The sequence below is a fragment of the Bradyrhizobium sp. KBS0727 genome (assembly GCF_005937885.2).
In the GTDB taxonomy this organism is placed as follows: Bacteria; Pseudomonadota; Alphaproteobacteria; order Rhizobiales; family Xanthobacteraceae; genus Bradyrhizobium.
Map to the genome: position 1 here is coordinate 3,235,448 of NZ_CP042176.1, position 22,003 is coordinate 3,257,450.

21 protein-coding genes are annotated in these 22,003 nt (G+C 63.3%); 14 read left to right on the top strand and 7 right to left on the bottom strand.

Translation table 11 applies throughout. The features are described 5' to 3' along the window. The first annotated feature begins 23 nt into the window (after nt 1-23). Nucleotides 24-947 (top strand): hypothetical protein, encoded by a 924-nt coding sequence (locus FFI89_RS14765; RefSeq protein WP_246669464.1) that lies wholly within the window; start codon nt 24-26, stop codon nt 945-947. Nucleotides 948-964: 17 nt separating this feature from the next. Here FFI89_RS14765 and FFI89_RS14770 read toward each other — a convergent pair whose 3' ends face one another. Together FFI89_RS14770 and FFI89_RS14775 are read right to left on the bottom strand one after the other, a co-directional pair. Beyond that, entirely contained in the window at nt 965-2,014 is a 1,050-nt protein-coding gene (locus tag FFI89_RS14770; protein ID WP_138837685.1) for a malate/lactate/ureidoglycolate dehydrogenase, read from the bottom strand. Between the two features lie 33 nt (nt 2,015-2,047). Then, entirely contained in the window at nt 2,048-2,725 is a 678-nt protein-coding gene (locus FFI89_RS14775; protein ID WP_138837687.1) for a DUF599 domain-containing protein, read from the bottom strand. Between the two features lie 109 nt (nt 2,726-2,834). On the opposite strand from FFI89_RS14775, the gene FFI89_RS14780 reads away from it, so the two are divergent. The 5 genes from FFI89_RS14780 (at nt 2,835) to FFI89_RS14800 (ending at nt 5,972) form a co-directional block, all read left to right on the top strand. Then, nucleotides 2,835-3,488 (top strand): glutathione S-transferase family protein, encoded by a 654-nt coding sequence (locus tag FFI89_RS14780; protein WP_138837689.1) that lies wholly within the window; start codon nt 2,835-2,837, stop codon nt 3,486-3,488. A 92-nt stretch (nt 3,489-3,580) separates the two neighbouring features. Next, the gene (locus FFI89_RS14785) at nt 3,581-3,949 is read left to right on the top strand and encodes a YidB family protein (RefSeq protein ID WP_138837691.1); all 369 of its coding nucleotides are present in this window, start codon (nt 3,581-3,583) and stop codon (nt 3,947-3,949) included. Between the two features lie 209 nt (nt 3,950-4,158). After that, nucleotides 4,159-4,362, top strand: a complete 204-nt coding sequence (locus tag FFI89_RS14790; RefSeq protein WP_138839284.1) for a hypothetical protein — start codon at nt 4,159-4,161, stop codon at nt 4,360-4,362. A gap of 153 nt (nt 4,363-4,515) precedes the next feature. After that, entirely contained in the window at nt 4,516-5,490 is a 975-nt protein-coding gene (locus FFI89_RS14795) for a hypothetical protein (protein ID WP_138837693.1), read from the top strand. A gap of 41 nt (nt 5,491-5,531) precedes the next feature. Beyond that, the gene (locus FFI89_RS14800; RefSeq protein WP_138837695.1) at nt 5,532-5,972 is read left to right on the top strand and encodes a DUF1489 family protein; all 441 of its coding nucleotides are present in this window, start codon (nt 5,532-5,534) and stop codon (nt 5,970-5,972) included. 12 nt (nt 5,973-5,984) lie between these two features. Here FFI89_RS14800 and FFI89_RS14805 read toward each other — a convergent pair whose 3' ends face one another. Together FFI89_RS14805 and panC are read right to left on the bottom strand one after the other, a co-directional pair. Next, complete coding sequence (locus FFI89_RS14805; protein ID WP_138837697.1) at nt 5,985-6,746, bottom strand: hypothetical protein; 762 nt, start codon at nt 6,744-6,746, stop codon at nt 5,985-5,987. Nucleotides 6,747-6,825: 79 nt separating this feature from the next. After that, nucleotides 6,826-7,677 (bottom strand): pantoate--beta-alanine ligase, encoded by an 852-nt coding sequence (panC, locus tag FFI89_RS14810; protein ID WP_138837699.1) that lies wholly within the window; start codon nt 7,675-7,677, stop codon nt 6,826-6,828. A gap of 335 nt (nt 7,678-8,012) precedes the next feature. Between panC and FFI89_RS14815 the strand changes: the two genes are divergently transcribed. Next, a complete protein-coding gene (locus FFI89_RS14815) occupies nt 8,013-8,936 on the top strand; it encodes a division plane positioning ATPase MipZ (protein ID WP_138837701.1) in 924 nt (307 codons plus the stop codon). A 38-nt stretch (nt 8,937-8,974) separates the two neighbouring features. Here FFI89_RS14815 and FFI89_RS14820 read toward each other — a convergent pair whose 3' ends face one another. After that, nucleotides 8,975-10,054: a zinc-binding alcohol dehydrogenase family protein gene (locus FFI89_RS14820; RefSeq protein ID WP_138837703.1), complete on the bottom strand. Its 1,080-nt coding sequence runs from the start codon at nt 10,052-10,054 to the stop codon at nt 8,975-8,977. A 126-nt stretch (nt 10,055-10,180) separates the two neighbouring features. On the opposite strand from FFI89_RS14820, the gene FFI89_RS14825 reads away from it, so the two are divergent. The 4 genes from FFI89_RS14825 (at nt 10,181) to FFI89_RS14840 (ending at nt 13,799) form a co-directional block, all read left to right on the top strand. Next, a complete protein-coding gene (locus FFI89_RS14825) occupies nt 10,181-10,954 on the top strand; it encodes a helix-turn-helix transcriptional regulator (RefSeq protein WP_138839286.1) in 774 nt (257 codons plus the stop codon). Nucleotides 10,955-11,257: 303 nt separating this feature from the next. Next, nucleotides 11,258-12,142: an alpha/beta fold hydrolase gene (locus FFI89_RS14830; protein ID WP_138837705.1), complete on the top strand. Its 885-nt coding sequence runs from the start codon at nt 11,258-11,260 to the stop codon at nt 12,140-12,142. A gap of 111 nt (nt 12,143-12,253) precedes the next feature. Then, nucleotides 12,254-13,024: a VWA domain-containing protein gene (locus FFI89_RS14835; RefSeq protein WP_138837707.1), complete on the top strand. Its 771-nt coding sequence runs from the start codon at nt 12,254-12,256 to the stop codon at nt 13,022-13,024. A 46-nt stretch (nt 13,025-13,070) separates the two neighbouring features. Further along, nucleotides 13,071-13,799, top strand: coding sequence for a DnaJ domain-containing protein (locus FFI89_RS14840; protein ID WP_138837709.1), 729 nt, complete (start codon nt 13,071-13,073; stop codon nt 13,797-13,799). A 275-nt stretch (nt 13,800-14,074) separates the two neighbouring features. On the opposite strand, the gene FFI89_RS14845 is transcribed toward FFI89_RS14840, so the two are convergent. Beyond that, nucleotides 14,075-15,943 (bottom strand): D-alanyl-D-alanine carboxypeptidase, encoded by a 1,869-nt coding sequence (locus FFI89_RS14845; RefSeq protein WP_138837711.1) that lies wholly within the window; start codon nt 15,941-15,943, stop codon nt 14,075-14,077. Between the two features lie 404 nt (nt 15,944-16,347). On the opposite strand from FFI89_RS14845, the gene FFI89_RS14850 reads away from it, so the two are divergent. Beyond that, entirely contained in the window at nt 16,348-16,686 is a 339-nt protein-coding gene (locus FFI89_RS14850) for a phasin family protein (RefSeq protein WP_138839288.1), read from the top strand. Nucleotides 16,687-16,770: 84 nt separating this feature from the next. Here the strand turns inward: FFI89_RS14850 and FFI89_RS14855 are convergent, their stop codons facing one another. After that, nucleotides 16,771-18,123, bottom strand: coding sequence for a pilus assembly protein (locus FFI89_RS14855; RefSeq protein ID WP_138837713.1), 1,353 nt, complete (start codon nt 18,121-18,123; stop codon nt 16,771-16,773). Between the two features lie 506 nt (nt 18,124-18,629). Between FFI89_RS14855 and clpS the strand changes: the two genes are divergently transcribed. Together clpS and clpA are read left to right on the top strand one after the other, a co-directional pair. Then, nucleotides 18,630-18,962 (top strand): ATP-dependent Clp protease adapter ClpS, encoded by a 333-nt coding sequence (gene clpS, locus FFI89_RS14860; RefSeq protein WP_074814338.1) that lies wholly within the window; start codon nt 18,630-18,632, stop codon nt 18,960-18,962. A 255-nt stretch (nt 18,963-19,217) separates the two neighbouring features. After that, complete coding sequence (clpA, locus tag FFI89_RS14865) at nt 19,218-21,638, top strand: ATP-dependent Clp protease ATP-binding subunit ClpA (RefSeq protein WP_138837717.1); 2,421 nt, start codon at nt 19,218-19,220, stop codon at nt 21,636-21,638. Nucleotides 21,639-22,003: the final 365 nt, after the last annotated feature.

Sequence of the window (22,003 nt, forward strand, 5' to 3'; positions counted from 1 at the left end):
GGCAAAAAGCCAAAGGGGATTGAGTGACGGCCGCGCCGGGCGCTATGCTGGCGGTCTGGGGAAACATCGAAACTTGTTCGGGTACGATGAACCTGCGGCGGATCATACCCACCGACATCACGGTATCGGCGATCGTTCATCTGTCGCTGTTGGCATTGCTGTTGCTGTTTTCCGAGGTGCATCAATTCGGCTCGGTGACCGCCGAGCCGATCGAGGTCAATATCGTCGCGCCTCAGGACATTCCGCAAACGCCGGCGACAGAGAAACAGCCGGAGCCGGTTCCGACGCCAACGCCGCTGCCTGATTTTTCCCTGCTCGATAGCAAGCCTGAAACGCCGAGCCCGGCTCAGCCGGCGGCAAAGCCAGGGGCGGCCGAGCGGCAGCAGAAGCAGGCCGCGCTGGCTGCGCCGCCCGCGGCCCAACCGCTGCCCGCCGCTCAACCGCAGTCGGCAGCCCAGCCGCCGCAACAGGCCGCGCCGGCCTACAAACAGCTCGAGCCTGACCTGACGCTCAAATATCAGGTGATGCTGGGCTTGCCGCCGGATCTCTCGCCGACCCTGCCTGCCGCGCCATCAGCGCCGCAGGCCAGCGCCAAGGGCGATGACAATTTCGACGCCGCGGCGACGCAGGATGCCGACGTCGCTTCCAGCGCCGTCGCCGCATTCCGGCGTCATCTCAGGACCTGCCTGAAATTGCCGCCTTCGCTGGCGGCGTCCGACGACGTCAGGGTCAAGCTGCGCGTGATGATGACGCAGCAGGGAAGGCTGGCCGCCGATCCGATCCTGATCGAGGCCAGCGCTTCAATGAAAGGGCCGCTGCTGATGCAGGGCGCTGTCAAAGCACTGGAGGCCTGCCAGCCCTATTCGATGCTGCCGGCAGACCGTTACGGCGAATGGAAGATACTCGATCTCAGCTTCACGCCGCAGGATTTCGGCGGCGCGTCGTAGAGCGCGATGACCGTTCTCTAGCGGTCGAGCGAAATCTGATAGCGTTCGGCGATCGCCATCAACTGGTTCCAGGTTTCTTCCTCAACCTCGATGCCGTTTTTGATGCGCTCGGCGCGCGCGATACGTTCGGGCTCGCCGGCCACCAGGACCGGGAGGTCCGGATCGGAAGGCCTGGCCGATTTCACCCAGCCGATCATGGCGTCGATCTCGGCCAGCATGCTGTCGCGCGTGGAAAGCCGGGCAGGGTCGATGACGATGCTCAGCATGCCGTTGATGATGCCGCGCTCGGGCGGTGTGTTGGTTGTCACGCTTGCCGAGCCGACAATGGCACCGGCCAACAGTTCGCACACCAGCGCCAGACCGGAGCCCTTGTGTTCGCCAAACGGCAGCACGACGCCGCGTGGCTCGGTGTACATGACGGCGGGATCGCTCGTCGGCTGGCCGGCATGATCGAGCAGTGCGCCGTCAAGCATCGGCTTGCCGGCATTGTGCGCCACGCGCACCTTTCCGAGCGCGACGCGGCTGGTGGCGAAATCGAGCAAAATCGGCTCGTTGCTGGCTGTGCCGGGAATAGCGATGCAGACCGGATTGGTCAGGAAACGCCCCTCGCGTCCGCGGAAGGGGGCAACCGGTGGCGGGCCCGATGCGACGTTGACGAAGTGCAGCGCCACCATGCCCGCGCGGGCGGCAATCTCGCCATAGGTGCCGACGCGACCGATGTGGTGCGCGTTGCGCAATCCATTGACCGCGACGCCATGCTGTTTGGCGGCCCCGATCGCCCACTCGACCGCCTGGCGGGCGACTACCTGGCCGTAGCCGGCATGCGCATCCCATACCGAGATCGTCCCGGTGTCCGAGACGATTTCCGGCGCCTGGTTGACCTTGAGCGTACCGGCCTCGAAATCGCGCACATAGGCAACCAGCATCCCGACGCCATGGCTGTCATGGCCGCGCAGGTTTGCCTCAACCAGATGTTCGGCAACGATGGCCGCTTCCGCAGGCGTACTGCCGCCGGCGGCGACGATGCGGTTTGCAAACGTGCGCAGCCTGGCGTGGTCGATAATCATGTTCTCTCCCTTTTTTCTTCTTGATTGCTCACTCTATTTTTCCATCGCCTTCCAGGCGTTCGACGCAAATTGCCTGCGCCAGGTCACGATGACAACCATGGCCGTGGTCACGAACAGCACCCACGGACTGACGAACCAGCCGAGATAGCCGAGCGCAAAGAAGAACGAGCGCTGGCCGCGGTTGAAGTGCTGGCCGGCGGATTCGAACAGCCGGGTAGTGCGCATCACATGTGCTTCCGCTTCCGGCGTATCGCTTTGCGAGGCCGGCGGCATCGCTCCGAGCAGGATCGCGACATAGTTGAACAGGCGATAGGCCCAGGAGAATTTGAAGAAGGCGTAGATGAAGATCAGGATCAGCCCGACGCATTTGACTTCCCACAGGGCGGGCGAGGGGCTGAGATCGATCGGCAGCGTGCCAAGCACAGCCAAGGCATCGTTGGTGGCGCGCAGCAGCGCCAGGCCGCCGCCGATCGCAATCAGGCTAGAGGAGGCGAAGAAGGCCGTGCCGTTTTGCAGCGAGGCCATGATCTGCATGTCGACCATGCGCGTCTCGCGATGCAGCAGATTCCGGATCCAGACCTCGCGATAGATGTGCATGCGGGCGGACAGGCTGTCGCGCCCGTAGGCGGTCCGCTCCAGCGTGAAGGCATACACCGTCCACTCCATGACGAAGAAGCCGACGGCGGCGATATCGAGCCAATATCCGCGCATGTTGCCTTCCTTATCGATCGCCGAGTCTTGTCGATGTTATGCCGATGTACAGGTTGAACGCCTGCGGCGCACTATGGCAAGATGGCCTCCCAACAGGATTTTCCTTGAAATGTTGAAACTCGTCATCGGTAACAAGAACTATTCGTCATGGTCGATGCGGCCGTGGCTGGCGCTGCGCGCCAACAACATCCCGTTCGAGGAAGTTTTCATCCCGCTCTACACCGGTAAGGCCGACAAGGACCGAATCCTGAGCGTTTCGCATTCGGGCAAGGTGCCGGCGCTGATCGACGGCGACGTCACGGTGTGGGATTCGCTGGCGATCATCGAGTACCTTGCCGAGAAATTCCCGCAAGCGAAACTGTGGCCGGCAGACCGCGCCCGGCGTGCGCATGCGCGCTCGATCTCGGCGGAGATGCATTCGGGCTTCATGCCGCTGCGTAACGAATGCGGCATGAACCTGCATCGACCGGTCGGCGCCGTCAAACTATCGGAGGACGCGCTGGCCAATGTGACGCGGGTTCAGGAGATCTGGGCAGATTGCCATCGGCGTTACGGCAACGAGGGCTCGTTCCTGTTCGGCGCCTTCGGCGGCGCAGACGCTATGTTCGCGCCTGTCGTGCACCGGTTTCGCACCTATGCGATCGAGGTGAAGGGCGATGCGCGGCACTATTTCGAGGCGATGACGGCGAACGCGGCCTTTCAGCAATGGACCCGCGAGGGGCTGGCCGAGACAATCCGGATCGAGCGATTCGAGACGGTCTGAGACCCGCTTTGTGACGTCATCACCGCTTGACGGAGCGCCGGTAAAGCAGTCTGAATCCGTCACCGGCGTTTGCCGGACGAAAGGACGCGACCATGGGAATTCTCGATTCACTGGAAAATTCGGATGCGTTCAAGGGCATGCTCGGTCAGCTCGAAGCTGCCGTGGTTCCGGTGGTGCTGGGCGAGGTGCTCGGCAATGGCGGCCAGGGCGGATTGTCGGCGATCGTCGCCAAGCTCCAGCAGGCCGGCCTCGGCGATCAGGTCAAATCCTGGCTCGGCAACGGCCAGAACCTGCCGATAACGGCCGAGCAACTGCAGCAGGTGCTCGGTAGCGACACCGTCAAGCAGCTCGCGGCGCGCTTCAACATTCCGGTCGACCAGCTCGCCAAGGTGCTGGCGCAGCAGCTCCCGACCGCCGTCGACCATGCCAGCCCGGACGGCAGGCTGCCGCACACCGCCTGACCGCGAAATCGCGGTCTGGATGGGGGCCATGCGGATTCCAACGGCCCCCCGGATTGTCTTATATCCTTCTGAAAACGCTTGGAAATCTGCGTGTGTTCCGGGTCCCGATGTTGCTGGCTTTTGGCGCCTTCGGTGTGCTAGGTTGACGCGGGGTTCTCAAGTCGGCCGAAAGCTAGCGGGACCGTGAGCGCGGCCGGCGTTCTTGCGTGATGGAGAGGGCGTTGAAGCATAAGTACTCCGTTGGAGAGACTGTCTATTTTACTGCCAGCAACGTTGCCCGTCCGGCCGCCACCGGCACCTATGAGGTGATCCGGCTGCTTCCGACCGATGGCGACGATTGTCAGTATCGCATCAAAAGCTCGACCGAAGCTTTCGAACGGGTCGCCAAGGAAAGCCAGCTCGCGATTTCCTGAGACTATCATGGGCTGGCAGCCGGCTGACGGTTCCACTTTCGACCGCCGTCAAAAGGCCCCGTTCGCAGAAAAATTCTGGCGAAGGTTGAATGCCGCCGAATGCGCATTCGCCTTCGACGATCGTGTTTTATGCTGCGTTGAGGGACACCGCGCATGAACTGGGCCTGGGCTTCGTCGCTGGATCAAATCTGGCGCTCACCGACGTTTCCGATGTGGCTGACACTGGCTGCGGCGGGATTTTTCGGCATCATCGTTCTGATCACGCTGTTGCGGGCGGAGAAATCCGTGGCCAACGGGGCGCTGACGGTCATCACGCTGCTGGCGATCGGCGTTGCGGTGGCCGCGACCATCCGGGGCTTCGGGCCGGACGGGCAGACCGCTTCCGCCCAAGCCCGCAACGTCTCGCCGGTGCGCGCGGGGTTGCCGCAGCTTTCCTGCATCGACGACCTCGCCGGCGATGCCGTGCTGAACGCCTGCGAGAAGGCATTGTTCGGTTCCGCTGAATCCTCCGCCGCGGCCGTTGCCTATGCGGCCTCCCTGATTACGCAACTGGTCGAGACCAGCGATGCCGCCGCCGACGGCAAGAATCCAAGTTCCGAATTTCTGACGCTGCGCCGCGCGGTCGAGCGCGATCGTTATGGGCTGATGGCCTATGTGCTGATGGCGCGCGACCATTGCACGCCGCAGGCCTGTCCGGCGTTTCGTTCGCTGGCCGATAGCCGGCAGGTCGCGGGCAACATGGACGAGCGCGTCTATGAAAACCTGATCACGCGTTACGCGCCGTCGTGGAACGCGCCGGTCCAGGCCGGGGCGGGGCTGGTGGCGGCGTTGCCGCCGTCGATGCCCACCGGCAAGCCCACCAACGCTGAATTTCCGACCGCGGCTTCGACGCCTGCGGTCAGCATCATGGCGCCGGAGCCTGGGCCCGGCGCGGCCAAGCCTGCAGCGGCAACCGCCGCCGGAGTACCCGCGCCGGCACCGCGTCCGGCGGCTGCGACAGCACCCGCGGCCCCCAAGAAGCAGGCGGCGGCGAAGCGAGCCCCTGCCGCTGCGGCGCCGGTACAGATCGCGCCAGCCGCTCCGGCTGCGCCAGCGCCCGCGCCCGCCAATGCGCCTTCGAATGAATGATCATTTGCAAAGTTAACGCAGGCCGCTAAACCGTTAGCGTAATGGCGCTTCATATTCTCAAGCTTGCGGTCGGGTGCGAGTCGGTCAAGGAACTCCGGGGCTGGGTCGCCGAACGGATGGCGACGGCCAAGAAAAAGGGCCTGCCGCTTCGGCACGTCCACGTCACGCGGATGACGCCGAAGCGCGACGAGGAAATCCTGGCGGGCGGCTCGCTCTACTGGGTGATCAAGGGCGAAATTGCCGCGCGCGAAAAGATCATCGCAATCGAGCCTTTCCGCGACAAGGATGGCATCGGACGTTGCCGCCTGGTGATGCAGCCGAAGGTCATCGCCGTCTCGCCGCGGCCGATGCGGCCGTTCCAGGGCTGGCGCTATCTGAAAGAGGATGCCGCGCCTCCCGACCTGACCAAATCCGCCGCCGCCGGCGTCGCCGCGATGCCGGAACCGATGCGCCGGGAATTGCGTGATCTCGGACTGCTGTAGCGGGATTAGTTGCTACAGCGACGCCGAGGTCACGATCCGCAGCCGAAGCCATTCCGACGCCGGCAGTTCGGTCTGACGGTGGGATTCCGAATTGCGGTCGACGATGTCGAGCAGTTCGGTGTCGACGCCCATGTCGCGCAGGTAGATCCGATAGAGTTCGCCAAATCGCACCGACAGGCCCTGTCGCCGTTCCTCGCTGACATTGGGCGCCAGCCGGTTGTGAATTTCCATGCCGCTCAAGATCATCTTGGTGCCGGGCGGCAGGCTACGATGGACCCCGCCGGCCAGCGTCAGCACGCAGGCGAGGTCGCAGGGCGCGTCCGGCGCCTTCAGTTTCGCATCCAGCGGCCCGCCCGGACGCTTCAGCGCAAAGCAATCCTCCTCGCTTTTTCCATGGCAGGCTTCGACCTCGGTCGAACCGGCCGTGGTGTCGACGCCTCGGGCGCGCAGGATCCGGCCAAGGCTGATGGCGACGTTGAGATTGGACTCGCCCCGACTATGGATGATCACCGGAAGCTTGCGCCCGGCCTGACGGTCGAGGATCGCAATCAGTCGCTTGTGGGTATCCCACTGGACGGTGCCTTCGGCGGCGATCCATTCCGAGCAGCCCGGTCCGCAGGCGCCCTCAGGTCCATGCGCGACATAAAAGATCATGGCATCGATCGGCGAACCGATACCGCCGACTGCCGGCCGGTGCGGGTCTTGCGCCTGGGCGATGCCGGCGAAGGCCATTAGTCCGCCGAAGATAATCGCAGTTAGGGACCACGCGCCCATGCTCGCCGCTCCTGATAAATCCCTATCCGAGGATATTCCGTCCAAGGATTGCGCCGGGCAAGCGGGACACCTGCAATTTCTAGATTCCGATATTGTCGATCAGCCGGGTCTTGCCGAGCCTCGCCGCGACCAGGATCCGCACCGGTCCGTCTTTTGCCGAGGCGATCGGCGCCAGCGTCTCGGCATGCCGGGCTTCGAAATAGTCCAGCACGAAGCCCGCCTGGGTGACCAGTTCCCGGCCGGTGGCCATCGCGATCTCACACGCCTCGCCGGCCTTCACCCGCTTGGCGGCTTCCTTCATGGCGCGATAGAGCACAGGTGCGGTCTGCCGTTCCTCCGGCGACAGGTAGACGTTGCGCGACGACATCGCGAGCCCATCGCGTTCCCGCACGGTGCGTGAGCCGACCACCCGGACGCCGAGGTCGAGATCCCCGGCCATTTGCGTCACGACCCGCAACTGCTGGAAATCCTTCTCGCCGAAGATCGCAACATCCGGCCGGCACTGGGTGAACAGCTTGCCGACCACGGTGGCGACGCCGCCGAAGAAGTGCGGGCGGAAGCGATCCTCGAGGCCAGCGACGGCCGGTCCCTCCGGCACGATCCGGGTCGCGAAGCCTTCCGGATACATCGCCTTGACGTCGGGGTTCCAGATCAGGTCGACCTTCTCGGCGGCGAGCCTGGCAACGTCGGCCTTCCAGGTGCGCGGGTAGGAACCAAAATCCTCCGTCGGCGCGAACTGGGTCGGGTTCACGAAGATCGAGACGACGACTTTCTGGGCACGACGTTTGGCGAGGTGAACCAGCGACACATGGCCATCATGGAGCGCTCCCATGGTTGGCACCAGCGCAATCGCGGCCTTTCTGGCGCGTAAGGCTTCAAGCGCGCGGCGCAATGCGGGAACGGTGCGGACAACCATGGGACTTCGCGACATCTGGGCTCGATCTCTCTGCGGTATTCCTGGGGGAGTGTACTCAGGGGTGTGCTTGGGAGTGTTCTTGCGGCCTGCCGACCATATAAGGCCCAGCCATTGCCGCCAAGGTAACTCGCAAGGTAACTCGAATCGTATTCAGGGACGGCTGGTCTGCGGCAGGTGAGGTGGCCGTCCTGGTTGGTGCGCGCCAACCAAGCGGTTGCGAGGGGAAGCGCGCGTTGCGCGCCTTACGGATTCATCATTAAGGCGGGCGGAGTGCGATTTGGAAGCGTCACCGCGCATTTCACTTGACCGCAGCCGCGCGTGATTTGAAGATATCGCGCGGGGATCAAGCGATGTTGCTACAAGCGAGTCAGAGTCAGTCCGGTTCGGCACACGTCGTGGTGCTGGGCAACGAGAAGGGCGGTTCGGGAAAGTCCACCACCGCCCTGCACATTGCTGTCGCGCTGATGAAGGCCGGACAGCGCGTCGCCACCATAGATCTCGACTGTCGCCAGCAGAGTTTCACCCGCTATATCGGCAACCGCGGCGCCTGGGCGCGTCGCACCGGGCTCGATCTCGAAATTCCCGTGCACTACTGCATCAAGCTCGGCGAGACGATGCAGATCGCCGACAACGAAAATTCCGAGTTCCAGCAGTTCATGGAGGCGGTCAGCACCGTCGAGCGCGCCTTCGATTTCATCGTCATCGATACGCCGGGATCGGACTCCTATCTGATGCGGCTTGCGCATTCGATGGCCGACACGCTGGTGACGCCGATCAACGACAGTTTCCTCGACTTCGACGTGCTCGGCACCGTCGATCCCGCCACCTATTCCGTGACCGGCGAGAGCCATTACGCCGAGATGGTGCGTGACGCCAGGCGCAAGCGTCGCCAACTCGACGGCGCCACCACCGACTGGATCGTGGTGCGCAACCGCCTGTCGATGATCGGGTCGCGCAACAAGCAACTCGTCGCCGACAGCCTGAAGGATCTTTCGCTGCGGCTCGGGTTCCGCTCGATCGATGGCTTCGCCGAACGGGTGGTCTACCGCGAGTTCTTCCCGCGCGGGCTCACCGCGCTCGACGACCTCGACGAGGCGACGCTCGGCACGCGGCCGAGCCTTGGCCACGTCACGGCGCGCGAGGAAGTCACGAGCCTGCTGCGCCAGCTCAAGCTGCCGCTCGACGAGCGCGGCCGTCGCCGCGCCGCCAACCGCGCCGAATGGTTCACCCAGGTCGACAAGCCGCTCGAAATCCACGACATCATCAGCGCCTAGCGTTTTCGCAAGAAAACACGTCCAGGCAGCGTGCGCCATCAGGGCTGGATAACCGTCATCTTGAACGGACCGCTGTTGGCGGCGGCGTGCGTCACGGCTTCGTTGGCGTGGTCCAGATCAAATGCGGTGACTTCGAAATGATCCAGGTTCACGAGACCTGAGCGAATCAGGCCGGTCATCAGCACGGCTGCATGCGGCGGATACATCCATTGGCCGTGAAGGGTGATGCAGTTCCGCATCATCCAGGGGTAGGGCAGGTCGAGACCGGCGCCGCCCTGCATGCCGACGCCGCCCATCAGCGCGATGCGTCCATGGGGCCGCACCGCCAGGATGGCGGTCCGCACTTGGATGGCGGTGGCGGCGGGCGGCAGGATGTCGAGCACGCAGTCGATCGGACCGGGCGAGGCCTGCATGATCCGCGCGCGATCGTCGTCCTCGTGGCCCTGCATCGTTACGGTTCGAACGCGCGCGCCGAACCGCCGCGCCAGGTCGCCGAGCGCCTTTTCGTTGCGGCCGGTGGCGATGACGCATTGCGCGCCCATCCCGAGCGCGACGGCGACAGCCGCGGAACCGAAGCCGCCGGTGGCGCCGTTGACGAGCACGGTTTCTCCCGGCTGCAGCCCGGCGGCGAGGAAGCCGCCATAGGGCACCAGCAGTGTGCCGAGCGCGCACCAGCGGCCGGCGTCCTTGGCATCGATCTCGCCGATCGCGACGACGTTCTCGGTCGGCAGCCGCATCTGTTCGGCCCAGGCGCCGTCATGGAAATATCGGTGCAGCTTGAGCCCGCCTTCGCTGCCGCCGGTCAGCCCCTGCAACATGATGTCGGGCGCCCTCGCATTGTCGCGCGAGCGCACGGTCGGATCGCAATAGACCCAGTCGCCGGGACGAAGCCGGGTCGCGTCAGGACCGGTGGCGCGGACGCGGCCGATGCCGCCGGGGCCGAACACGACGGGCAGTTCCAGCAGGTAGTTTCGCGCGCCGCTGAGTACCTCGTTGGCGTAGGACAGAACCCGGCTCGCCGCGACATCGACGATCACCTCGCCGCTTCCGAGCTCCGGGTCGGCCACGGTTTCGATGGCGAGTGGCGATCCGAATGATTTCAAGACGGCAGCCTTCATGGGGCACTCCTGCTTTGCGTTCTCTGGCGGAGGCCGCATTCTCGCAGGCTTCACCCGGGCAGCAAGACCTGGTATTATCCTAGGATTATAAAACCCTGCCGACGAGGCCTGCCCATGACCGACGTGATGACGAATTCCAGGCAAGGCGAACTCGGCGACTTCCTGCGGTCGCGGCGGGACAAGCTGACGCCGAAGGCGGTCGGTCTGCCGGACGGGCGACGACGGCGAACGCCGGGCTTGCGTCGGGAGGAGGTGGCCGACCTCGCCGGCATCGGCGTCGACTGGTACATCCGGCTCGAGCAGGGACGTTCCGTCAGTCCCTCCGCGGCGACGATCAACGCGCTGGCCCGCGCGCTGCGGCTTTCCAGGGCCGAGCACCGGCATTTGAAGGAGTTGACGGAAACCACCGACCGGCGCGCCTTCGTCCGCGAGACCGTTCCGCCGGCGGTCCGGCGCACCGTCGAAGCCCTGAACCAGCCGGCCTATATCACCGGCCGGCGCTGGGACGTGCTGGCCTGGAACGAGGCCGCCGACGAAATCTTCGGCTTCAGCCAGATCGCCGATGCCGATCGCAACAGTCTGGTGACCGTGCTGACCAAGCCGGCATCAAGGCGGTTGTTCGGGGCATCATGGGCCGACGTGGCAAGGCGCATGGTCGCCCAGTTTCGGGCGACCCATGATCTGTGGGCCGGCGATCCCGCCTTCCGTGACCTGCTGGCGCGCTTGCGGGACGGCTGTCCTGAATTCACGGGCTGGTGGGAGACGCACGATATCAGCGGTATTGCTGCCGGCCACAAATCCATCAGCCATCCCAAGAAGGGGCGGTTGAAGCTGGAATATGCGAGTTTCCAGGCCAACGACGATCCGGCGCTGAAGCTCGTCATCTACACCCCGGTCTGAATATCCGTATTCTTGCGGGGGCAGAGGCAACGGACCGCGAACAGCTGCGGAACAAGTCGGTCGGGACGCCGTTTTCATTAAAATTCTATCTGATGACCGAACCGAGCGTTGGTTGGGGCCGTCGTAAGGGGAGGAATGGAGAACTGAGCAGGTGCACAATGAATGGGTGCGCCGCACAATGATCAGGCGGTCAATTCACAACATTTGGACTTTATGTCACGCCGCTGTGACATATATCATCTCCAAGGGACCGAAGAGTCTCAAAGGTAAAGTGACCCCTCTGGTGGGGCGCCGAGGAAGAATATGAAACGTGGAATTACCGTTCTGCTTTCACTCTCCGTGCTACTCACGCTTGCGTACTTTACCGCGAGCAAGTGGGCTATCCGACATGAGACGATTTCGTTCCATGATCCGGCGCGCGACAACCGGCTGGTGGCGGTCGATATCGCGGTTCGATGGGACAAGGAAATGCAGGCCGATGCCGGCATGATCTCCTTGCCGGTCACAATCATCAACCACGGCAATACCGTCAAGCACACCGAGTATTCGTTCCTGGCCAACGTCTTTGCGGCGCGCGGCTATCTCGTGATCAGCCCCCAGCATGACCTGCCGACCGACCCGCCGATGGTGACCAAGGTCGGTGAAATCTATGTCGGCCGCCTGCCGCAGATCGAGCGCGGCGTCGCCAACATCCATTTCGCCATCAGGGAAATGAAAAAGATCCAGCCCAACGCCGACTACGGCCGGGTGACCATGGTCGGACATTCGATGGGCGGCGACATCACGATGTATTTCGCCAAACAATATCCCGACGAAATCAAGAAGGTCGTGACGCTGGATAATCTCCGCGTGCCGTTCCTGACCGAGGGCAAGTTCAAGATCCTGTCGTTCCGCTCGCATGATACCGAGTTCAAGCCGGACCCGGGCGTCATTCCCGATGAGGATGAGTGCGAGAAGGCCGGCATCACCGTCGTGAATACCGCCTTCCAGCATAACGACATGCGCGACACCGGACCGGACGCGGCCAAGACCTCGATCCAGACCATGCTCGACAAGTTCCTGGAAGATACCGACAGCAGCGCGCTGAAGCCGGTGCCGACCAAAGTGCCTGATGTGCTGACTATCAGCCCGGGACCGGTGCCGCTCGCGAGCAATTCGGCGCCGTCCAACAAACCGGTCGCCAACTAGGCTCCCGAACCAACGTCCGGAGCTGGTTGATCGGTGCTGAATCGAGACCGGATACATTGACCGCTGTCTGGCGCCGTCCCACATAAGGGGAACTGCGGATAGCGAGAGTCCATGGCCGGCGAACCCATCAAACCGAAATCGGCAGGCGACGTCGCGTCGGCGAAGACCCCGGAAGCGCGCAAAGGCAATCCATTGCCGGAAGCGAAGCCGTCGGCGGCCGAGGATATCGCCGCCTTTGTCGCCAAGGCACGCGCGATGTCGCCGCACCGCGCCGGCGCCAGGGGACGGCTGGTGTTTGCGCTCGACGCCACCATGAGCCGGCAGCCGACCTGGGATATGGCCTGCGCACTGCAAGCCGACATGTTCCGCGAGGCGGCTTCGCTCGGCAGCCTCGACATCCGCCTCGTCTATTACCGCGGCCTCAACGAATGCCGCGCCACGGGGTGGATTTCCGACTCCACGCAGCTCGCGAAATTGATGAGCAAGATCGACTGCCAGGGCGGCAGCACCCAGATCGGCAAGGTGCTGTCGGAAGCGCGGCGCGAGGCGGTCGCATCCGCCGTGCGCGCGGTCGTGTTTGTCGGCGACGCCATGGAGGAACAGGTCGACGACCTCTGCACCAAGGCCGGCGAGCTCGGCTTGCTCAAGGTGCCGGTATTCATGTTTCAGGAAGGTCACGACGCTGCGGCCGAACAGGCGTTCCGCGAGATCGCGCGGCTCACCGGCGGCGCATGGTGCCGGTTCGATCCCGGCGCCGCGGCGCAATTGCGCGAATTGCTGCGCGCGGCCGCAGCCTACGCCGCCGGTGGGCGCGAAGCACTGATGGCGCTGTCGAAGACCGCAAGCGGCGCGGCCAAGCTGATCGGGCAGATGAAGTCGTGATGCGCGCCGTTATGCATTTTGTCGCCGATGCTACTATATTGGACGGATGCCAACCCTGATTGCCGGCGTTGTCGCCGTTGTCGTTCTCTACTCGCTGCTGCAGATGTTCCGTGCGGCCAATCCGGTCGTGCTTGCGCGCGTCATCAAGATCGGGGGCGGCGTCGTGGCGCTGGCAGTCGCGGCCTTTACCGGGTTGCGGGGCGAATTGGCGGTGGCAATCCCGCTCGGCATTTTCGGCGCGGGGCTGCTCGGCTGGTCGCCGTTCGGTCCCGGTGGCTTCAGCAGTATCGGCGGGATGTTCGGCGGCGGAACGCAGCGCTCGTCGGGGCAGGGCTCGCGCGTGCGTTCGCAATTTCTCGACATGAGCCTCGATCACGACAGCGGCGAACTGTCGGGCCGGATCGTGGACGGGCCGGATGCCGGCCGCTCGCTCGACGAGTTCGACCTCGCCGGGCTGATCGCGATGATGCCGGGCTTCGACGCCGAGAGCGTCGCCTTACTTGAAAGCTATCTTGACCGCCGGTTTCCCGCCTGGCGTCAAAACGCGCAGGGCGACGCGGCAGGGGGGCAGCGCCGCGCGGCGTCGGGCGGCAAAATGACGGACGAGGAGGCTTACCAGATCCTTGGCCTGCAGCCGGGGGCGGGGCGTGACGACATCAGCCGGGCGCATCGCGCCCTGATGAAGAAACTGCATCCCGACCAGGGGGGCTCTACGTACCTCGCCGCCCGTGTAAACGAGGCCAAGGATACTTTGCTTCGCACGCATCTCAGCTAACTCCGGCTTACGCTACCAACGCAACAAACCGAGAGTTGCTTCCGTCCAGTTCTCTGATTGACGCCCCATATCGCCCGCCGTTGCCCGGCGTGGTCGATCCTCTTCTTCAAAACTTAACCGTAAAGTCTTGACGAGAAGTTTTCGCGGAGCCGAATTGCGGCATTCGGCCGGTCGGCGCGATCAATTCCGGGGCAGGCTTTCGCGTGAAGGCGCTCCGGAAAACGACAAAGCCGGCGCTTGCGGCGCCGGCTTTGCGATTTCGAGCGAAATAACGATCAGTTGCGGACGGTGATGCAGGAAATGTCGGCGCGCTTCAGCGTCTTGCAGACTGCTTCGGCCTGATCGCGCTCGAGGCCGGCGAAACGGGCACGGAACAGTTTGCGGTTGTCCTTGGCGACGACAGGCTCGGTGAAGGGGTCGGCCTTGCTCAGCAGGGCCGAAGCCTTGCTGCGGGCGAGGTCGATGCGCTGCTTGGCTTCGCCTTCGCTTTCCAGCGCGCCAACCTGGATGATCCAGCCGGTATGGGTTACGGCCGGAGCGACCGGCTTGATCGCGTCGTTCTGGGCGCGGGGCGCCGGATCGGCATAGGCCAGAGCTTGAGAAGAATTGGCTTGGGAAGAACTGGCCTGCGCAGAGCTGGCTTTCGAAGCGGCGGCCTGAGACGGGGCGGAGGCCACGCTGGAGGCGGGCAGGACGCCGAGCACGCCTTGCCCGGTGCCGTGATTGGCGGGCTGCGGCGGCATCTCGACCCGGGCCATTTCGGCCTTGTTGGTCTCGGTCGCTCTCGCCACCACGGCGCTGGAGGTCTCGGCGATTTCGGAGCGGGCCGGAATGGTGCTGGTGATCGGCGGCGCCGGCTGCGACGGGCCGGCGGATGCGAGCTTCATCGATCCTGCCTTGACCTGCACGGTCTTGACCTTGACCGGCTTCATCGGCTCGGCGGAGCCGGGGATCGCCGCGATCTGCTGGGTCTGGATCACGCCGCTGGTAAATTGTGCGGGCTCGGGCTTGGCTTGCGGCTCGAGCTTGGCCGGCGGCGGGGGCAGGGCCGCGGCGGCCGCCGCCATCAGTGAGGGCTTTGCAACCGGGCGTGCTGCGGCTTGCGCCGCCATTCCCGGCTCGGAGGCAGCGATCGCGCCATTGACCTGAGCCATCTCAGTCGGCCGGGAAGCGGCTTCGGCCTCGGCCACGTCGGTATTGGCGTCGGCGGGGTTACGCTCGGTGATTGCGGCAACGGTGCGCCTGGTCGCGCCCTTTTCGAGGTTCTCGGCGAGCAGGTTGCGCATGATGGCGTCGCGCGAACCGCCGCTGCGGCCGCCCAGCACCACGCCGACCAGGTGGCGGTTGCCGCGGCGCATCGAGGTCACGAGGTTGAAGCCCGAGGCTCGGGTGTAACCGGTCTTGATGCCATCGACGCCTTCGACATTGCCGAGCAGGCGATTGTGGTTGCGGATGGCCTGGCCGTGATAGTTGAACACCGAGGTCGAGAAGTAACGGTAGTAGCGCGGGAAGCGATCCTGGATCGCGCGGCCGAGGGTGGCCTGGTCGCGCGCCGTCGTTACCTGTTCGTCGTTGGGCAGGCCCGAGGCGTTGCGATAGGTCGTCTTGGTCATGCCGAGTGCGCGCGCCTTGCGCGTCATCATCTTGGCGAAGTCGTCTTCATCGCCGCCGATCGCTTCGGCGATCACGACGGCTGCGTCGTTGGCCGAGCGCGTGACGAGACCCTTGATGGCGTCTTCGACCTTGATGGTCTGGCCCGGGCGCAGGCCGAGCTTGGTCGGCGCCTGTTCGGAAGCGTGCTCGGACACGTCCATTTCGGTGTCGAGGTTCATCTTGTTGGCTTCGAGACGCTCGAACAGCAAATAGAGCGTCATGATCTTGGTCAGCGAGGCCGGGTGACGGCTGCCGTCGGGGTTGTTCGAGGTCAGCACCGCACCGGAATTGCCGTCGACGATGATCGACGAAAATTGCGGGCTGTAGCTCTCGCTCGCAACGTGGCTGCGGTGATGGCTGGCGACGTGGCGATGCCGGTAGCGGCGCGCTTCGGCGCTGTCGCTCGTGATGAGGATCGCCGTCGTGAAGGTAGCCAGTCCGAGAACGCAAACTCGCAAGGTGCGCGAGGAAGCCAAGGTTGTGCGAAGCATTTACTTCCCCGTCCCATTTCTATCTTGATCACCGGTTCGTGAGGCAAAATTGTGCCCGACGACCCCCGGTGTTTTCCTGCTCGAAGTGCCGATCCGGCCAAAACGCTAGGCCCGGTCGGCCGATCAGGCCGCTCTTCTAGCTAAGGTGCTGTTCACAAACAGCTTTCATGCTGCCTGTCGGAAGGCGAACAAGTCCAAGAATCAGGTTAGGCGGAGCGAGTTTCCAAAAGCTTAACGAACCGTTGCGTAACACCCCGGGGTTCTCAGCAAATTGACCGTATTTGTGCGGCGCACAAAATTCCTTGACTTCATTGTGCACTGCACATATAGAAGTCGTGTCAGGGAGCCGGGACCTCCCGGCAATCGGTTTTGCACACGTTCAGTCTGGGAAAAAGGACTCCATGATGGTCAAGGTTGAAGACATTCAGAACTACGGAAAAGAGCATCTCGAATCGGTTGCCGCTTCCGCGAGCAACCTGCAGAGCGGCGTTCAGGCGATCGCAACCGCCTATGGCGATTACGCCAAGAAGTCGTTCGAAGACACCAAGTCGTTTGTTGAAAAGTTGTCCGGCGTGAAGTCGGTGGACAAGGTGCTGGAAGTGCAGACCGAGTTCGCGCGTTCGGCCTACGAGACCTTCGTCGCCGAGTCGCAGAAGATTGCCGGCCTCTACACCGATCTCGCCAAGCAGACCTTCAAGCCCTACGAGGGCCTGGTCGCGAAGTTGGTTCCGGCTGCGCAGTAATCTCCGCAAGCGCTCTGTTCGCCCAAATCAAAAAGCCCGGCCGTTACGGCCGGGCTTTTTCGTGGGCGTCGATGCTTGCGGCGGTTATTTCGCGACGCGCAGCTTGGCGAGCGACGTGCCGATCGAATTGAACACGGACAGCGTCTGGTTGGCGCTGGTCACCATGAAGAATTTGTCAGGACTACTGGCGCAATTTTGCAGTACCGTCGAGGTCGGATCGGCCGGCGAGCTGGTGTTGACCTGAATGGTGTAGACCGTAACGCTGGCGGCCTTGGCGTTGGTGCACAGGATACTCTGGCGGACATCAATCGAGGCCGCATCGGTGTACCAGCGGTCCTGCGTGTTCAGACCGTCCGACAGCAGAATGATCGCGTCCTTGTAGGTGTATGCCGGATCCTTGGCCGGCGCGTTGAGCGGTGCCGTCTGAGCCAGCGACTGCCAGGCCCACGCCATGCCGATGGCCTGGTTGGTGTTGCCGTTCGGGGTCATGGTGTCGATCAGCGCCTTCAGATTGGTCCAGTTGTAGCTGAGCGGCATCAAGGCAATTGGGCACGCACTCCACTGTTCCGCCGGGAACAGTGTGTTGACGTTCGACGCCGTCGGCGCGGTATTGAGCGTGTCGAAACCCGGATTGGTCGAGTCTTTGTCGCGGTCCCAAACGCAGCCGTTCCAAGTATTGTGGTTGGCTGGTGTCCAGGTTTTGCCGTTAGCTTGGCAGGTCGACTGCTTTTTGTAGGTATTATTGCTGCACTTGCCGTTGATCGTGTCCCAGGTTGTGAAGTCGACCCAATACTGATTGTAATTGCTGGCGCCGACGTTGACGTCCTTGGCGAAGGGAATGATCGAAATGTAGACGTCGCCGGTCGTTTTGGCGAGCGCGCTGAGCTGATCGATCAGGCTCTTGGCCGCGGTCTGCAGCGCGCCGATCTTGCCGTCCTGGGCCATCGATCCCGTGTTGTCGAGCGCCATCGCCACGCGCATGCGCACGTTGCCCCAGGCCGAGGTCGAATTGGTACTGAAGCCGAGGCTCGGGAAGCCCGCGATCTTCATGAAGTCGGTCGTCACGCTGCCGGAGCCGCTCAACAGGATCGTCGAACCACTGCCGGCTGCGGCCGTGTAGGTCGCGCTGACCGCGACCGACTTGGCGTCCTTATTGGTGTAGAGCGCATTGAAATAGGCCGTTGCCTTCGTGCTGATCTGCGAGGTCGTGATGGTGCCGTCGGTCAGGTCCTTGCCCAGCATCAGGGCGGTGGAGTCGAGCGCCGCCTGCATCGCCGAGCGGGCGGCGTTGGCGCGGGTATAGTCGATCGCGGCCCCGACGAAGCTGATGAGCGGCACCGCGGCAACCGCAAACATCACTGCGAAATTACCCTGGTTGGCACCCGCGAACCGGCAGGTTGCCGCGCGAATGCGGCTGAAAATGGTGGTATCGAGCATTACTTTTCACCGCAATGTGGTTTCTGCGGTCATTTCCGCTTGGGTCGCTAAACAGCAGGTAAACCGGTTCCAAAAAAAACGCTTCAAAGACCGCGCATGGGCGAATCGGGCGCCGATAGCGCCTGCTATCCTCAATGGGGGCTAAACGGGCAGGCACCTTCCTTTGTCAAACCCGACAGAAACGATTAACCTTGGGCGGATCGCCGGGCCTTAGAATCGGGCCGGTCGCGGGTCGCCACGGCTTTCGTTTATGCGCTTGCGGGGACGCGGTGCCGGACCCATATTCCAGAAGCCGATCCGGCCGCCGATCCGGTCAATGGGTCGGACCGGGAGCGGCGATCCGGGACGCTGCCGGGTACCTTGCGACGGCCGCATGGGCCTGTGGCGGGGTGCCGGGATACGCGGACTGGTTTTCCCTGGGGATTTCGAACGCCTGAGCCATGTTGCAGTTAACTTTCAAAGCCCGTTCGTCCGCGCCGGCGATGCCAGCCGCTTTTGCTCCCCGAATGAGCAATGACGAGAACCGCAATCCCGGCACCAATGGGCCGTCGACGTCGGTCATCACCAAGGTCAAGCCGAAGACCAAGCGTCCGAACCTGTATCGCGTGCTGATTCTGAACGACGACTACACGCCGATGGAGTTCGTGGTCCACGTGCTGGAGAAGTTCTTCCAGAAGGACGCCGAAGCAGCCACCAAGATCATGCTGCACGTCCATCACCACGGGATCGGCGAGTGTGGCGTGTTTACCTACGAGATTGCCGAGACCAAAGTGACGCAGGTGATGGATTTCGCGCGCAAGCACCAGCACCCGCTGCAATGCGTGATGGAAAAGAAATAGCCGCGCATGACCGCCGACCCGGCCGAAAAAGGAACGGGTCTTGCATTGATTTGTTGATGAAGGCCTGCGGCATTCCCAGTAGTTTCTCGGGGGTGTCCGCCGTTCCGGTGGTGCCTGAATCTAGAGGAAAACCACTTTAGCGGAGCCGGTCTTTCGCCACGATCGGACGTAACTATATGACAGGGGATGACGAAGGTTGTTGTTGCCCAACCGGGTAATGGCGATCATGATGACCGGGGGCCATAGAGGACGCGAATGCCAACTTTTTCCCAAAGCCTTGAACAATCTCTGCATCGTGCGCTGGCGATTGCAAACGAGCGTCATCATCAGTATGCGACGCTCGAACACCTTCTGCTGTCGTTGATCGATGACTCGGATGCGGCGGCGGTGATGCGTGCCTGCAGCGTCGATCTCGACAAGCTGCGCACCAGCCTCGTCAACTATCTCGAGACCGAATTCGAAAATCTGGTGACTGACGGCGCCGATGACGCCAAGCCGACTGCCGGCTTCCAGCGCGTGATCCAGCGCGCCGTGATTCACGTTCAGTCCTCCGGTCGCGAAGAAGTGACCGGCGCCAACGTGCTGATCGCGATCTTCGCGGAGCGCGAAAGCCATGCCGCCTATTTCCTGCAGGAGCAGGACATGACGCGGTACGACGCGGTCAACTACATCAGCCACGGCATCGCCAAGCGGCCCGGTGTCTCCGAGGCGCGGCCGGTTCGCGGCGTCGACGAGGAAACCGAGACCAAGGGCAACGACGACTCCAAGAAGAAGGGGGAGGCGCTCGATACCTATTGCGTCAACCTCAACAAGAAGGCGCGCGACGGCAAGATCGATCCGGTGATCGGGCGCAATGCCGAGATCAACCGCGCCATCCAGGTATTGTGCCGCCGGCAGAAGAACAATCCGCTGTTCGTAGGTGAAGCCGGCGTCGGCAAGACCGCGATCGCGGAAGGGCTTGCCAAGCGCATTGTCGATTCCGAAGTGCCGGAAGTCCTGGCCGCGGCCACCGTGTTCTCGCTCGACATGGGCACGCTGCTCGCAGGCACGCGCTATCGCGGCGATTTCGAAGAACGGCTGAAGCAGGTGCTGAAGGAACTGGAGGCGCATCCGAACGCCATCCTGTTCATCGACGAAATCCACACCGTGATCGGCGCCGGCGCCACCTCCGGCGGCGCGATGGATGCATCGAACCTGCTCAAGCCGGCGCTGGCTTCGGGCACGATCCGCTGCATGGGGTCGACCACCTACAAGGAATACCGTCAGCACTTCGAGAAGGACCGCGCGCTGGTGCGCCGGTTCCAGAAGATCGACGTCAACGAGCCGACGGTGGAAGACGCCATCGCGATCCTCAAGGGCCTGAAACCCTATTTCGAGGATTACCACCGGCTGAAATACACCAACGAGGCGATCGAAGCCGCGGTGCAGTTATCGTCGCGCTACATCCATGATCGCAAGCTGCCCGACAAGGCGATCGACGTGATCGACGAGTCAGGCGCGGCGCAGATGCTGGTTGCCGAGAACAAGCGCAAGAAGACCATCGGCATCAAGGAAATCGAGACCACGATCGCGACCATGGCGCGGATTCCGCCCAAGACCGTGTCGAAGGACGATGCCGAGGTGCTGAAGCATCTCGAAACGACCCTGAAGCGCGTGGTGTTCGGCCAGGACAAGGCGATCGAAGCGCTTTCGGCGTCGATCAAGCTGTCGCGGGCGGGCTTGCGCGAACCGGAAAAGCCGATCGGCTCCTACCTGTTCTCGGGTCCGACCGGCGTCGGCAAGACCGAAGTCGCCAAACAGCTCGCGGCGTCGCTCGGCGTCGAGCTGATCCGGTTCGACATGTCCGAATATATGGAGCGGCACACCGTGTCGCGCCTGATCGGCGCGCCTCCCGGCTATGTCGGCTTCGACCAGGGAGGCCTGTTGACCGACGGCGTCGATCAGCACCCGCATTGCGTGGTGCTGCTCGACGAAATCGAGAAGGCGCATCCGGATCTCTACAACGTGCTGCTGCAGATCATGGATCACGGCCGGCTCACCGACCATAACGGCAAGCAGGTCAACTTCCGTAACGTGATCCTGATCATGACGACGAACGCCGGCGCGGCCGACCTCGCGCGTCAGGCCTTCGGCTTCACGCGCAGCAAGCGGGAAGGCGACGACCACGAAGCCATCAACCGGCAGTTTGCGCCCGAGTTCCGCAATCGTCTGGATGCGATCGTGTCGTTCGCCCATCTCAATGTCGATGTCATCGGCATGGTGGTCGAGAAGTTCGTCCTCCAGCTCGAGGCTCAACTGGCCGACCGCGACGTCACCATCGAACTGTCGGAGCCTGCCAAGGCCTGGCTGATCGAGCGCGGCTACGACGAGCAGATGGGCGCACGGCCGATGGCCCGCGTGATCCAGGAGCACATCAAGAAGCCGCTGGCGGATGAAGTGCTGTTCGGTCACCTCAAGGGCGGTGGCCATGTCCGGGTCATCCTGGTCAAGGACGAGGCGAGCGCCGAGGCCAAGGATGAGGCGAAGGACAAGATCGGTTTCGAGTTCGTCGAAGGGCCGGTCACGCCGAAGCCGGAAAAGCTGCCCGGCACGCGCAAGCGCAAGCCGAAGTCGGGCGGACCAAACGGAGGCGGTTCCAAGGGCCCGGCCTCCCGAGGCCCGCTGGTCAAGGTCTGATCGGCTGAGATAGCGAACTGCCAATCTAGCGAATTGCAAATCTGGCGAATTGAAAGGCCGGCGTGTCGCAAGACCGCCGGCTTTTTGCTGCGCGGCCGGCGCCGATCCCGGACCGGCGCGCGGTCGTTCCTCGTTAACCGTCTGTTAGCAATAGGCGCGACTCCAGTTTCTGAACTTGAGGATGCGAAGGTTCTGGGGCGTGACGGACGAGCAGGCCGCCGCGCATCCATCCTATTCCTCGCTGATCAGGAGTTCGCCGCATTCGGACGATCGCGGCATGACGCCGGCTGAGCTGAATGCGTTCTCCGACAGCCGGGTTGCCGCAGTCCGCGACGGCAGCGAATCGTTACGGGATCTGCAAACCA